Source organism: Halomicrobium zhouii, from assembly GCF_900114435.1.
Classification (GTDB): Archaea; Halobacteriota; Halobacteria; order Halobacteriales; family Haloarculaceae; genus Halomicrobium; species Halomicrobium zhouii.
This window is the reverse complement of record NZ_FOZK01000001.1, coordinates 341,713-356,143: the sequence shown is the minus strand read 5'-3', so window position 1 is coordinate 356,143 and position 14,431 is coordinate 341,713. Positions and strand designations below refer to the sequence as shown.

The following is a 14,431-nucleotide window of genomic DNA, read 5'->3' as shown; positions in this document are numbered from 1 at the left end:
GTCGATTCTTAGACACCAGTTGGCTGCGATATCATTACCGGATACCCAAACATCTCAGGACAACCGGCTGTAAACGGTAGCAAGCGCTTCCCCGGCCTGCGACCAAGAGTACGGATCGACCATCTCCCTTGTGTTCGGTTCCTCAACCCGCCTGGCCTCGTCGAACTTCGTCGATAACTGATCGGGGTCGTCACCGAAGAACAGCCCGTCACCTTCGTCGAACATCACCGGGAGGCCGCCGAACGTGGTAGTGAGAACGGGAAGATTTGTCGCCATAGCTTCGAGCACAGTCAACGGAACGTCACAGCACGCGACTTGCTCCTGCGTTGGGAACACGTACAGATCAGCGGCGGAATAGATTTCCTCGATGTTCTCTATATACTCGTGGATCACAATTGCCCCTGCCGCTTCTAATTGGCGCTGGACCGCCTTTTCTTCCTGAGTCGCAGTGCTCCCCACGACGACTAACTGAGTCGACTCGTCGATTACGTCTGGGAGAACAGGGATGTTACGCCACTCTTTGAGTGAACCAACGTGGAGAGTCAGATGCTCGTCGACAGGAAGATTGTATTTCTCCTGGAGTTCGGTCTTTCTGTCGGTAGAGACGGGCTTGTGCGTGTCGAGTGAGACACCGGAGAACAGGTACTCACAGTCCACGCCGTGTTTCTCGAAAAACTGCTTCGACTCCGGTGATTGAACGAGCAGTTTGTCGGGCTGAAGCGCGGGAATGAGTTTCCTGAGGCGGTGCGAACTCTGGTAGTAGATGTCGCCGTCAAGGTCGTGGAAGCCGTGATGCGGGGCCGAGTGGATCACGGTCGCGTCCGTGAGTGAACCGACGAACTTCGTATACGCGAAGCTGTAGATCGACGGGCCGGGAATGAAGTGGATTGCATCCGGGTCAAAAGCGACGATCGATCGGACGTTGCTCGGGCGGAAGCACTCCGATGCATTGATCGGGAGTACGTCGAACTCCGACTGAAGTTGCGCCACGTACTCCTGTGCAGTTTTTCGCATCGCTTCGTCGGGATCCTTTTCGAATTCGCCAACCAAGCAGATTCTGGATGTCATCGTATCAAATTACCTCGTCGACAGTGCGACTGACTGTCGCTGCCGCATCGTCCCACGAGAATTTCGCCGCTCGATCCGTGGCCTGACGTGCTAGAGTAGCGTTTGACGGTTTCGAGAGAAGGTCTCGGATAGCTATGGCCAGTTCCTCTGTCGAGGTAGGTTCGACAATCTTCCCCGTATCTCCTACAACTTCGGGCAACGAAGAGCGGTCCGACGTCACGACGGGAGTCCCCGCTTTCATCGCCTCCAGCAACGGGAGCCCGAACCCCTCATAGAAGGATGGGAAAACGAAGGCCCTCGCAGACGCGTACAGCGACGGGAGGTCCTCATCGTCGACGTAGCCCAAGAACGTAATGTCATCCTGACACGACGACATCTCGTAAGACCGCGAGAGTTCTGGATAGCCCTGGAACTTCTGACCGGCGATTGCGAGTTCCGGACGCTGCTCCGGGGACAATCGCTCGAGTGCGTCGATCACCGTGTGGACGTTCTTTCTCGGTTCGAGGTTCCCCACGTAGAGGATAAAATTCCCATCGATACCGTATTTTTCGCGAACAATCGCTCCTTCTGTGTCAGCGATGTTGTCGATACTGAATCGGTCGCTCGCAGACCCGTATGCGACGGAGACGGCGTCGCTCTCCACATCGTATATGTCGACCAGATCCGTCTTGGTACTCTCGGACACCGTGATCACCCTGTCGGCTCGCGCGATAGACCGAGGTAAAAGCGCCTTCATGTAATAAACGTATGATCTCGGGAGGTACTCCGGACACATTTCGTGGATGAGGTCGTGGACGACTATCACCGACTTCTCCCGGAAGGTTAACGGAACGAGATAGTTGGAACCGAAGTAGAGGTCAACATCGTCAGAGACGGCCGCTCGTCCGGCCGCGACGTTCTCCCACCATACGTGGGAAATCGGGTCGGGGACGGCGTTGAAGACGCTGTGCGGGTCGACGGGTTTGACGTCTATGCCGTCCATGTGGGCAATCTGCTGGTGACGCTCCTTGGTGTAGAGCGTAGCAGAGTAACCGTCGAAGGCACCGTGACGGAGCAGTTCCAGCAGATAGTTGCCAACGCCGGACGTGTTCCCCGAAAGGGCATCGCCAGCGATACCAATCCTAGGCATCGTCTTCCTCCAGTATTTCCAAGACGTCCGCGACGACTTGCTCCTGGGAGTTACCCGCATCAACGGTCGCCGTGATCTGTTCGTCAACCACATGCAGGTACGTCTGACGTCGCTTCACAATGTACTCCGGCGACGGGACGTCGGCTTTCCGCTCGTATGCCGTCTCCGGGGGAACGTCGAGATAGATGACGACGTCGGGAGACGGGTAGAGGGCTGCAAAGGACATCAGGAGATCGACGACGCGCTTAGAATAGGAGTAGTACGCGCAGAAACCGACGAGCATCCCGAAATAGTACCGGTCGTAAATGACCGGTGTGTCGTCGAGGGCGAATTTTACAGCCCGGGGAACGGTTGATAGCACGTGATCGACGGCGACGAACGAGAAGTAAAAGAGGCCGAGGACCTTCGTGAAGAGAGACGGGTCCGCCGCCGAACGGTTCGTGCTAGACGCATCTCGGTCCCGATCATCGCCGATGATGCCCGTTAGATGCGCGATTTTTCGTGCCGCGCGAAACGGGAAACTTCGGAACTCGCGCCAACCACACCACCAGTATCTATACGAGCGGTCGGAGTACTGTACCTGGTCTACAATCTCGTTACCGACGGTAGTCTTCCCCGCTCCGTCCGCACCGATGATACAGATCGACCGGAAATTGCTCGATATCATATTCCCACTTCGGGCGGTCTCTCCTCACAATCCCGATTGAGTACGTCCGTTATTTGTCTGTCGAGTTTCTCACCAATGCTTTCCCAAGTATACTTTCGCTGGATGAGGTCGTGACTTCGGGCGGACAGTTCACGGGCGAACTCCGGTTCCTCGAACAGCGTACAAACGCCGTTCGCGAACTCCTCGGGCGAGTCCCTGACTAGGAAGTGTTCCTCATCCCGGGCATCGATACCGGTCGCCCCAAATGTCGTGGTGACGACAGGGGTTCCCAGAGCCATACTTTCGAGAACTTTGTTCTGTATACCGCCGCCGATCTGGACCGGCACGACGGAGACCGCACTTTGCTGCACATAATCGTACGGGTCGTCGACGAAGCCCGTCACTTCGATCTCAGGGCGTTCACCCAGCTTTCTGATTTTTTGTGGCGGTGACTTCCCGACGATCTGGAAAGAGAAGTCGACCTCAAATGAATCGAGTATTGGGATTACCTTCTCGACGAACCACTCGACTGCGGATGCATTCGGGAGGTAGCTCAGGTCACCCAGAAAGGCGATCATGTTTTCGTCGGGGTGGTGGCGATTCCGATCGAGGAGGTCCTGTGAAACCCCGTTGGGGATGACAGTGACGTCCTCCGCCTGACTGGCACTCCTGTCGGTCTTCGTCGTGATGAAGCAGGCATCGAAGAGAGAGGAGACGGTCTGTTCGTACCGTCCGACGCGGCGAGACTCTATCCGGTAGATTAGCCGCCAGGGATATGAAGAGTCGTCGACGAACTCCTCGAAGTTCTTCGAGACGGCGTCGACGAAGTCGATGACCTTCTTCTGGTCAGTGTCTGTCGCGTACTTTGCAGTGGCGAGGTGGGTGCAGTAGACGAGGTCGTATTCGTCGACGTGGCGGTCCACCCACCGCTTCATGTCGGTCGAGAAGTACGCTCCACACTGAAGCGGATCGGACGAGAGCAGCGAACGGATGCCCCGTGCATAGAACCGCGACCAATGCTCGGTAAAAACCTTGTATCGTTTGAATTCGTTGTCGGGCCGCTCTGACTCCCCTCCTTTCGAGATAGCGACGACATCCACGTCGTGATCCTCTGCAAGGAGCGTCGCCAGGTTGTACATCCGAACGCGTGCCCCGTCGACGGGCGGATACGGTGGCCTAGAGCAGAGGAATAGGATCCGGGCCATCAGTAGGTCTCCCTCGAACTTCTTCCGTACACTTTCCGAAGGATGTACGCTGCGGTGCTGGGGTGAACGAAGGACGGGAGTTCTTCGACGAAACTGCCCCTGAATGCAGGTTGTTTGAACTTCTCGACGGTGAAGCGAGTCAGTGAGAGCCTCGAGTAGCGGTGGGGAAAGTCCAGAGGCGTGCCGGCGTATTCGCGCTCGTGTGACGAGATGCCGATCTCGTCTCTGAGCAGGTCCATGTGTTTCGGTTCAATGGAGAAGAACTCGGAGTTGATCCAGTCGACGATGGCCAAGAAGGCCTGACAGCCTGCGACCGAATCGTTGAACCGGACGTCCTCAACGAACTCAAGCACGTCGCTCTCGTCAGACGTCTCAAGCATGAATACGGTCGCGTAGTACTCCTTCAAGAGGAACATGAGTTCAGTCACCGAGTGGTTGACGATAAGGGAGAGATCGTACGGTCTCGCCGGGACCGACAATACGTCCCCGTCTACCTTTCGGTTGACGACGTTGTCCCGCATATGCTTCATGTCGTAGTAGACGACCTTGTGGAGGCCGAAGAAGGTCTGTAGGTCGACAAGTTGGCCGGTCGTTTCGTCTCGAATGGTCATCGCCGAGGGGGCGATACCAAGTACGTGATACCCCTGTTCTTCGAGATGCGGCCCGAGGGAGTGGAGGTCAGGGTCGTCGAACAGGACAACGTCGACGTCACTGGCATCCGCCGGGAACGGATGGATCGACTTGACGAGTGCGAACTCCTCTCCGGTGGAGAGCATCTGACTGATCCGCCGACTGGTCCGTTGAAAATCGGACTGGTACTGCTGCTTTTTCTCGAACTCTCCAGTTAGTTTGTCAAGCGCCCCTTGATCGTGCAACGACCGGAGATAGAGGCTCGCTACCTTGTTTTGCTCTGCAGCTTGTAGGACGTCCTTCGATTCGGTCGGCGCCCGGTGTTCGAAAGAGCCATTCCTCGGATAGCCGATACTCTGAACTAGCTGTTTTATTTCCTTAGTCATCGTTAACGATTGGTTGTGTAGGGAGTGGATGAGAGATGAACATCAAAGTGGCCGAGGTGTCAAATGATATTTTTTTCTGTCCCAGGTTAGTTTCGATCCATTCCCATCCAAGTGCCCCTAGCGGACACAACACAAGCTCTTGAGCGAGAAAGTGGATGTCACGATTTCCGATATCCAACGGACGCATCATGGATCGATACGTAGAACCATGTTCCGTACCTGGCTAAGTACGAGTCCGCAAAACAAGCTCAGTGTACCGAGTAATAACACAAATCCGCTAATGAGAAAACGCCACTGATGAAAGGCCCCGTATGTCTGGTACAGGTAGGCACTGTAGGACATCAACCCTGCACCGGAAACGAGGAGGACGACCGCGGGGACGCCGAAGAACAGCAGCGGGTTCCTGTCCCGGATCATCTGGAGCACGAATACAGCTACTGAAACACCGTGGCGAAGTGGATTATGTGTCTGACCGTCGACTTCCTCGTAGCGAACGTCTATTGGAACTTCCACTACAGTGAGTTCGTGCTTCGTCGCGTCTCCGAGCATCTCACTCTCCACGCCCATTCCGTCGGTCCGGATGTCGAGCTCAGTGGCAGCATTTGCAGATAACGCTCGAAATCCGCTCTGGGAATCCGAAACGGTCGCACCGCCAGATCCGATCGTCAAGACATCGAGAACGCGCTGACCGAGTCGTCGATAGGCCGGTGTTTCGTCGTCACTGGCCGTCTCAACGTACCGGCTTCCGATCACCAAGTCGGCATCGCCATCGAGAACCGGCTCGACGACCTCCGGAATGTCCTCGGGGTAGTGTTGTCCGTCGCCATCCAGTAAGACCACGGCCTTCCAGTCGCCCTCTGTCGCGTAGTCTAACACCGTCCGGACGGCAGTGCCCTTACCCCGGTTTTCTTCGTGTTCAATGACAGTAGCGCCTGCCCGCCTCGCGATATCCGCGGTTTGGTCGTCACTACCGTCGTCGACTACTAGAACCTCCGATACGTAACGCTGAGTCTTGTGAATAACGCTGCCAATCGCAACGGATTCGTTGTAGGCGGGAATCGCAACGAGGACATTGTCAAGCAGCGAATCGGCTTTGGACGGTTCGTGCGTGGCAGCGTCAACGCAGAAGTCGTCCTGTTCGAGCAATTTCTCACTCCGCCCATAATTAATTCGCTCCGAAACGTCGAGATTGACGAAAAGCGTCGAGTGTCCTTGCTTCTCGGCTGCAATAGCGAGACGCTGACGAAGAGCGTTATCGTCAGGCTCGTCAGCGTGTAACTCAACAACGGTCGCCCCGAGAGTTTCCGCAAAACGGAGCGCCTCACCATGGGACTCGCCGTCGTTGGTTACGAATACCTCGTAGCCCTGATCTTTCGCACGCAATATTGCCCGTGCGAGCGCCTCACTATTCCCTTCGGACGCGACGAAACCGACGGCATTCGTCGATTCCGGCGCCGCGACATCTGTCTGTCGGCCGCTCTCGTGAATTCCTTCGGACATAGTCCACCTGGCACCACCCAGCGTTGCGTCCTCGTTACGGCCCAGACCGCTGTTGAGGCGACGATGCCTTCCAATCGTGGAGCCACCACACTCCAGATGATCGGACACGCCGCCAGCGGTCAGATTACCGCTACACCGTGTCTATGTGCATCATAGACCTATTGAGTGCAACCCATGGGTACCTTGCCATTCCTTCAATGACAGTGACAGATGCCACCGGTATATAGTTAGTGGATATTATTGTTTGGGCTGGAATTAAACAAACCCAATGGCAAGAGGACGGGGAGAATTTAATGAGTAATTAAGTTAAAAGTATGAGGATTCGATTAACATATCGAATTATATACGCCCTCGAAATTAACAACCCTGTAAGTGACCTACTAGGGAAATTGTAGAGGCGGGATTGAAGGTGAACCGGTCTCGGATGAAGCACGACCGTTTATAGTTGGCTCGGGCCTTGGAGAACTTTGGGCTGAAAACAAACAAAGGCACAAAAGACGCTCAGTAGCGAACAGGCCGTGCTAGTAGCCCTGCGTCCGTCTTTTACCCATCAGTTCGGTGTTGTATCGGACTTCTCCCGCATTCCACGCATGCGAACTCGTCGTCTACCGTCTCGACGACGGGTGCATTGCACGAGATGCACTTCAAGGCAGATCCCCTTACCACCCGCGGATACCTTCCCATTGCTGAGTCGTTCCAACGACTGGCATTCCCAAATAGTTATTGGATTGCCAGGAATTTCCCTGTGTTGGAGATTGGAGAAAGTGATCTCGAAAGGGTAGATTTTGCCAGTCGGACCCCGTGTAAAGGTATTCAGTTCAGCGTAACCGAGTCGTCCGCGCCCTCACCGGTACTGTTACGGACACCATACGTCGACATTTACTCGATACACCCATTCGCATCAGCCTCATTTTCGACTGTGTTGCTCGCGCGGGCTCCACCACGTCCTCGTAATTGATATCATCGGCAGATCTTCGCTCTGACGAGTTCTAGTTCGCTCCTCAGGACATCAAACATCACCGAATTCGGTGCATCCGCGCCGAATCGGGATTCATTCCGCATCCGCACGGCCGGGAGCGGTCGCGAAGCGACCACGTTTGCTCTCACGGCGCCAGCCGTGAGAGCGCGTTTGATCGCGCGACCCACCGAAAGACTCGGCACACCTCGTCTTTCGAGCCCACACTCGCTTCGCTCGCGTGGAAGGGGGAGGGGAGGGCAGGGCCACGGTGCTGTGCGGGCCTGAGGTCCTGCTGAGCGAAGCGAAGCAGGGCTCGGAAGACGAACGGAGTGAGTCTTCCGGTGGACTGAAAGGGCGAGGCAGGCTCCGGGAACCCCGGTCCCGCAAGCACCTACGGCGCGCAGCGGGGCCGCGGGACTGGAGCCCACCGAGGGCTTTCTGGTTGTTGCCGTCGTTCGCTTCAACAACTCACCATAGCCACCCAGCCAGTCCTGAGAGATACTGAGCAGGCGATTCGCCCACCACCCCGCGAAAGAATCCCAATAAGCCCCCTTCAGTCACCGAGACCGTACCTCACATCTCGTACCAGAGCAAATTCCAGTACCCCAGCACCAGCGTCATTCCAACAGCCGCGAGCGCCACCAGCGAGTAGTGGAGGCGACTCCAGCGACCCCAGTAGCCATCGCGCCAGGCGACCACAGCCAACCCGACAGTCCCAATGGTCGCTATCGCTCCAAGGAGCGGCAACAACAGCAACAGCTGGAACGCCAATGGATCGCCGAAGAGCAATCCCGTCGGATCAGTCACCACGAACCCGCCGAAGACCACCCAGAACCCCACGAACGCCGCGGCAGCGACGCCAGCGACCCAGCGCCCGTAGCGAGCCAGCGACCCAGCACCAGACCCACCAACCCCACGATACCGTCGCCAGCCTGCAGCAGCGGGCCACCCGAACAGTGCAGAGAGGAACACCAACAGAGACGCCCCCAACACCAACAGGTGAACGGTCGTCTGCTCGTGGACGCCGATGCGTTCGAAGGCCAGGGGTGGAAGGTTGCCGAAGGCCAGATGCGTTATCTCGCCGTCGTCCTCCAGAAAAGCGAGCGCGTCCTCGCCGCCGGCCTCCTCGAAGTACAGCGGCTCGGCCTGGACCCAGCGCTGGGTCTCGCCGCCCAGGGGCGAGGTGACGAGTCGGCCCTGGTCGTCGACGGAGACGGACATGGTCCCGGTCGCGCCGGCGAACTTCTCCGAGGTCGTATACGGCATCCGGGTCGCTCGATACGTCCGCGTCAACTCCGACGCACGAGTCGGCGCGTCCCCGTCGTTCTGGGGCGCCTCCTCGTCGGTCGGGTAGTACTGCTCGAAGAACGCGTCGACGAGTTCCTCCCGTGCCGGGACGCCCCCGGGGCTGTTGTACGAGACGAACAGGCCCACCTCTTCCTCGGGGATCAAAAAGAGGAGACTGTGGAACAGGTCCGTGTCGCCGCCGTGAGCGATGACCCTGACTCCATTACGAGACTGCTCGTAGAACCCGAAGCACATCCCGTTCAACCGGTCGTGGTGCGTGAACCGGCGTTCGTGCATCGCCGCCGTCGATTCGGCCGAGAGGATACGACCTGCGTCCGTCGCGCCACCGCCCAGTTGCGCGCGCATGAACGACACCATATCGGTCGCCGTCGCGCTCATCGACCCGGCCGGAGGAATGCCGACGTACTCGAACTCGCCCGCCTCGAACGTGTTGCCCGCGGGCCTGTACCCCTTCGAAAGGGTGTCCGGGTGGTCGTCGGGGACCGGCTGGGCGAACGTGCTCCGGTCCATCCCGAGGGGTTCGAAGATCGACGAATCGACGTAGTCGTCGAAGGACTGCCCGCCAGCACGAGCGGCGATGTGCCCCGCGAGCGCCGCGCCGTAGTTCGAGTACGCGGCGAGTTCGCCCGGTGGGCGCACCCTGGCCGGTCGCTCTTCACTCAGGACAGCCGGAAGGGGTTCCAGCGACTCTGCGTCGGGGACGAACGTCCCGCGAGCGCGCTCTTCGAAGCCGGGCGTGTGCGTCGCCAGGTGGTCGAGCGTGATCGGGTCGTCGTACGCGTCGGGAACCTCGACGTCCTCGAGGTACTCGTTCACGTCGACGTCGAGGGCGAGGTCGCCCCGCTCGATTCCCTGCATCACGGCCGTCCAGGCGAACAGCTTCGAGACGGAGCCGATCCGGAACATCGTCTCGTCGGCGTCGACGGACTCACGGGCCTCGACGTCGCTATACCCGTACCCCTTGGCGAACGACTCCGGGCCGTCGACGACGGAGACGGTCGCCCCCGCGATGTCGTGAGCGTCCAGGTGCGCGCCCATGACGCCGTCGAGGAACGCCTCGAAGGCGTCGGGGTCGGCGAGCGGGCCGTCGGCGGCCTGGCCCTGCTGGCCGGATCCCCCCTGCTGCTGGGACTGCCCGGCGAGGGCACCACTGGCAGGTGCGGCCGTGGCGAGGCTGGTGGCCGCGAGCCCGCCGAGCATCGACCGACGGGTGCAGGTTCCGGGTGTCGAATCGGGAGGGCAATCGTCCGAAGCGCGGCGGGGAGGTGTCACACCCGTCATTCACACGCATTTACATAAATTCGTATGGGTGGCGGGCGTCAGCGACGGGTCGGTTCGGGAGAGACGAGTGAAAGCTCTCGCCCCTGCAGCCCGTCTGGAATCCAGTTGCTGAAACAGTTGACACCGACAATATGCCTGGTGGACTGAAAGGGCGAATCCGGTCGCGTGTCGCTGAGCGGCCCCTATCCGAGCGCGAGCGAGGATATGTCGCTCAGCGGCCGCGAGCGGGTGAGGGCTTTCAACACCCCGCTATTGCGGCTGTCTCCGCCCCGAAACACAGCCGCCCTGGTGATGTCGTAGCCTGTCTTCTCGTACTCTCCATCACGATCTATAGCTGGAACTAGGCCCAGTGCTCAGAACACAATAGTTGAGACTACAATAGTTGAGACTACAATAGTTGAGGCTACGTTATCGCTGGTTATACGCGAGTGATGAAGCAGAACTCGCCGTCGTATGGGGCCGTCGTCGAATTGGGAAAACCAGATTGATTGCAGAATCGATTCGTGGACGGGATGGCGCGGTGTACCACCAGGCGACAGAGACGACTGCGAAGAGTCAACTCGATGCCTTCGTCGCTGACGTGCAAGATACCTATCCCGACATCGCACGTCTCCAGCGAGAATAGAGAACATGAGATTCACCGAAGTGCCCCATCTCAGGAACTATGGGAGAGAATTCCGGGTCCGATACGTTCCGATTCCAGGGGCAGGCGGTGAGCGACGCCGTCGACGTCCTCGACGAATATCGGGGTGTCGACAGGGACGAACTCGGACGCCGGGGCGTCACGAGGATTCTCCGCGAGGTGACGACTGGCGAAGAGAAAGCAGCCGTGTTCACACAGTACCAGCGGGCTGAAATCGACGAGGACGTCGCTCGCGCCTTTCTGGGAGACCGACTCGACGCGATGCTGGCCGACGCCGAGGAAACCCGAGAGGCGATCGAAGAAGACGAGACGAGCGATTTAGTCCAGTAGTCGAGTACGACCAGCCGGTCGAGCCCACCGGGAGTCGTCTGGATCAGATCGGTATCACCTCAGTCGAGCTGTGCTCGCTGTTTTCGGAGAAACGTTCGCACGCGCTCGATGTCACCCGCTGGGAATTGTCACTCTGGTCCAGCGTATTCGGGCCGATCGACGTCGATGTCGATGTCGTACTCGTCGGCGATCATCTGTAACGCCGGTTCGAAATTCCAGCGATACGCTTCCATGTACTCTATCGTCTCAGACAATGGAATTGCCGGAGAGCCGTCGACCCATTCCTGGTCGATAGACTCGGTCGTCGGCTGTAAACTGTAATAGATGCTGCCCGACGTGTCGTCGATGACGCTATCGTCGCGTTCGGAGACGGTAGTCGGAACGTCGTACCGGTCGAAGAACGACTCCCAGCGTTCGATATCAGTCTCTCGAACGCGGATGAATACGGGATAGGCATCGTCACCACGTGCGATCTGGTAGCCGCCGTGTGTCCAAACGTAGACGGCGTCGATTTTCGTGTACGCGAACGGCATCTGTGCGAAGTGCGGTACGACGTACGCCTCCGCGACGGTCGGGGGAGTCTGCCGACTAATTGCCGCCACGAGCTGGGCGTACCCCTCGCGTACGTCGGGGGACGTCACGAACACGCCGTCGTTGCGTTCGACGATACCGACGTCTTCCAGGCGTTCGATCCAGGAATAGACCCACGAATAGGTACCGTCGATCTTCTGGGCGATACGACGAATGGAGTCGCCGTCACTCGCGGCTAACACGATCTTCGCTGCGGTGTCGTCGACGTACTCCATCATCGCTCGTTATCTGTACAGAGATAACTAAACTACAAAGTCCTTTCGCTCATCTGACTCTACGAAACTTGAGAGAGGACGGAGCTATCTCTCAGTCCCAGGGATATTCGGAGAGTGCACACTCGAGGCCACAAACCCCTCACAAAGAATCCGTTTGGAGTGGGCACCGTCCCACTTCAGACGGACAAAACTAGAGAAAGAGATGCAGTTCGTCCCAGCAGTCGTATTCACCGATCTATGCCAGTAATCCGATGTTCATAATCGGGTCAAACGTCCGGGGGGATCACTCCCTGTCGCGTCACGACAGAACTAGGAACCAATTCGTAGCAAGCGGGATCAGGCGGACAAACGGCCAGGAAGCGAAGCAGCGACGCGAAGACGGGCGAGTCCTATCTCGACAGAGCAAGAGAGGGACCGAAAGCAGGTAGTGAAAGTTTCATAATCGGTTCGCGTCTGGTGATTACGCGATCGTCGAAGCAGCCGATCAGATCCGGTCCGACCAGGATATTCAGTGCCCTCCGAACGACGTCGAGACGTCCGTCGAAGATTGGCTCGATAGCAAATGACCGGTGTGGGATCAAGCAAAACCGGAATATTAGACACTCAGGAGTAGAAAATCGGACATTTCGTATTTCGAACGATGAAGGAGAGTGGCGCAGATGGGAGTGAATCGATCGGTCGTCAGAAGTCGCCAAAGTATGTAGAAGTTGCCTCTAAAGTTCCCGGTCGGCCCGGTTGGCGTGATTTTCATAATCGGTTTCCATCTGGTGGTTTTCGGTCGTCAAGCGGGCTGATTCGCGATCGATCGTCCGTCGTCTCAGCGAGTGACGACACCGGTGGAAATGGAACCAGATGACTCATGGAAATTGCTCGGGTGGATAGACGTTCCACTCTCGAAAGACCTCGAAGCAGAATACATGCGAGCGCACGTCACCATCCGTCTCTGGCGTGTTCTGTCACATCGCCATTCCCAATTCCGACCATTCTCGTCGTCAGTTTACGCTCCCACCGGCTGTTCGCGATGGACCGTTTGGTGCAGACATCAGCGAATGAACTACTCCTCGATCGCGGTGATCCTACCGATTCGTCGATTATCGGAGCAAAATCTTCATACACGGTTTCCGTCTGGCGATTACGGTTTCCGAGTTCCACAGCTAAATGTGACGTTAAGACGCCCAGAAGCGATTTCTGGCCCTCCTCACTGGTCGTTGGTTTCGCAGGTGTTGACGTCCACCTGTTTCTCCTCGCTACTGCTCCTAGTTCGGGGACGCATTCTGTAGATGGCTCTCTCCCGGACGTTTAGGCCGATTATGAATTGGTATCCAGGATTGCAGACCGGTACAGAGAACCGTTCGACAGTACTGCAGGCGTGAGGACGGTTTTGGAAACTACAATGGAAAATCGGCCTGTGCCACACGCGATGCTGCCGACGCGGAAACGGTACAGATTCCTGCAAGACCACCGAGGAGATTCATCTGGATAGGAGCCAGTGATCCAGACTATGCTCGTGAGCAAACGTGAAAGTTAAGAAATATTATGAACTCGGTTGCGTTTGTGCCAGTCCTTCTCAGTTCGGTCGCCGGGAGTGCTTTGACGTGACAGAGATGCGCATGGCTAGGAACATCATCAGGACGCACCGATGCCAGCGTCGACTCGGGGACGGCAGACGAAGACGCGCTCACCGCGAGAAATAAACCGGAAGCGGATGGCGAGAAACCGAAGCTTGAGGACGTGCCAGTCCTGCAGGAGACCTGAGTTGCCCCTCGGATTCTGGCACCTTGTCCGGAGTTCACGACTGCGACGTGCAGTTGCGACGACGGGATGGCTGTAATATGGATCGCACAGGGAGTCGCCCACGCACCCTTGTTTCGACTCTACAGACACACGGCCACCGAGAGAAACTGACATCGCTTCCAAGCACTGTAAACCGATTCTTGGTGTCTCCCCGCATTTTCACGATCGGTATTTTCGGCCGGTAGGAGACCTCTCACCGGGGGACGCTGGTCGTGTGTGAGCGGGCAGAAACGATGGAGGCAGTGCCAGTTATACGGCCCAAATGGTCTGAAACGGGCCTCAGAAGGGGTGAGACGGGAATTCACGACCAGCGCTGGGCCACCGACGCTATAACCAGGTCTAGCGCTGAGGCGGATGTGTGCTTCACAATCGATTTCCGTCTTGCGATTTATAGTAAGCGGCGCTCAGCGCGTGGAAATTGCCCCAAAGTAGTGGCGTGCAGTAATTCCAAATGGCCCGAAATCAGGCGTACAACCGTCTGTATCTGGGATATCGTATCAGACATTGGTGCTTGTCCACGGTGCGTACCGGCTCTCACACACAGCCCGAGACAGTCGAGAGAACTATTCTACCGGGCTATACTGCCGATCGTGAAGAATAGATGGCGTAACTAGCTGCGCTTAGTGCCCCGTTCGACGGCCGTGAATTCCGTTCGACGGTCGTGACCCTGTTTCACGTGTTCTGAGGTGTGGAGTGTACTCTTCTGCGACCGGAAACTCGGGCCTCTGTAGTAGTATCTCCTGGTCG

General features: G+C 57.6%; 9 protein-coding genes. 1 reads left to right on the top strand and 8 read right to left on the bottom strand.

Translation table 11 applies throughout. The annotated features are described in order from the left end of the window. Positions 1 to 54: 54 nt before the first annotated feature. From BM337_RS01755 to BM337_RS01725, 7 genes are all read right to left on the bottom strand, one after another. Positions 55 to 1,068 carry a glycosyltransferase family 4 protein gene (locus BM337_RS01755; RefSeq protein WP_089813321.1) on the bottom strand — a complete coding sequence of 338 codons (1,014 nt, stop codon included), beginning with the start codon at positions 1,066 to 1,068 and terminating at the stop codon, positions 55 to 57. A 4-nt stretch (positions 1,069 to 1,072) separates the two neighbouring features. Beyond that, complete coding sequence (locus tag BM337_RS01750; RefSeq protein ID WP_177227106.1) at positions 1,073 to 2,197, bottom strand: glycosyltransferase family 4 protein; 1,125 nt, start codon at positions 2,195 to 2,197, stop codon at positions 1,073 to 1,075. After that, positions 2,190 to 2,864 (bottom strand): nucleoside/nucleotide kinase family protein, encoded by a 675-nt coding sequence (locus BM337_RS01745; protein ID WP_089813318.1) that lies wholly within the window; start codon positions 2,862 to 2,864, stop codon positions 2,190 to 2,192. The genes BM337_RS01750 and BM337_RS01745 overlap by 8 nt, the downstream gene beginning before the upstream one ends. Continuing rightward, positions 2,861 to 4,048, bottom strand: a complete 1,188-nt coding sequence (locus BM337_RS01740; RefSeq protein ID WP_089813315.1) for a glycosyltransferase family 4 protein — start codon at positions 4,046 to 4,048, stop codon at positions 2,861 to 2,863. Before BM337_RS01740 ends, BM337_RS01745 begins: the two co-directional genes overlap by 4 nt. Further along, complete coding sequence (locus BM337_RS01735) at positions 4,048 to 5,064, bottom strand: hypothetical protein (RefSeq protein WP_089813313.1); 1,017 nt, start codon at positions 5,062 to 5,064, stop codon at positions 4,048 to 4,050. Before BM337_RS01735 ends, BM337_RS01740 begins: the two co-directional genes overlap by 1 nt. A gap of 186 nt (positions 5,065 to 5,250) precedes the next feature. Beyond that, a complete protein-coding gene (locus BM337_RS01730) occupies positions 5,251 to 6,564 on the bottom strand; it encodes a glycosyltransferase family 2 protein (protein WP_089813311.1) in 1,314 nt (437 codons plus the stop codon). 1,531 nt (positions 6,565 to 8,095) lie between these two features. Continuing rightward, entirely contained in the window at positions 8,096 to 10,030 is a 1,935-nt protein-coding gene (locus tag BM337_RS01725) for a serine hydrolase domain-containing protein (RefSeq protein WP_245778583.1), read from the bottom strand. A 745-nt stretch (positions 10,031 to 10,775) separates the two neighbouring features. On the opposite strand from BM337_RS01725, the gene BM337_RS01715 reads away from it, so the two are divergent. Continuing rightward, positions 10,776 to 11,084 carry a DUF8065 family protein gene (locus BM337_RS01715; RefSeq protein ID WP_089813306.1) on the top strand — a complete coding sequence of 103 codons (309 nt, stop codon included), beginning with the start codon at positions 10,776 to 10,778 and terminating at the stop codon, positions 11,082 to 11,084. Positions 11,085 to 11,212: 128 nt separating this feature from the next. Here BM337_RS01715 and BM337_RS01710 read toward each other — a convergent pair whose 3' ends face one another. Continuing rightward, complete coding sequence (locus BM337_RS01710; RefSeq protein WP_177227105.1) at positions 11,213 to 11,893, bottom strand: helix-turn-helix domain-containing protein; 681 nt, start codon at positions 11,891 to 11,893, stop codon at positions 11,213 to 11,215. Between the last annotated feature and the right edge of the window lie 2,538 nt (positions 11,894 to 14,431).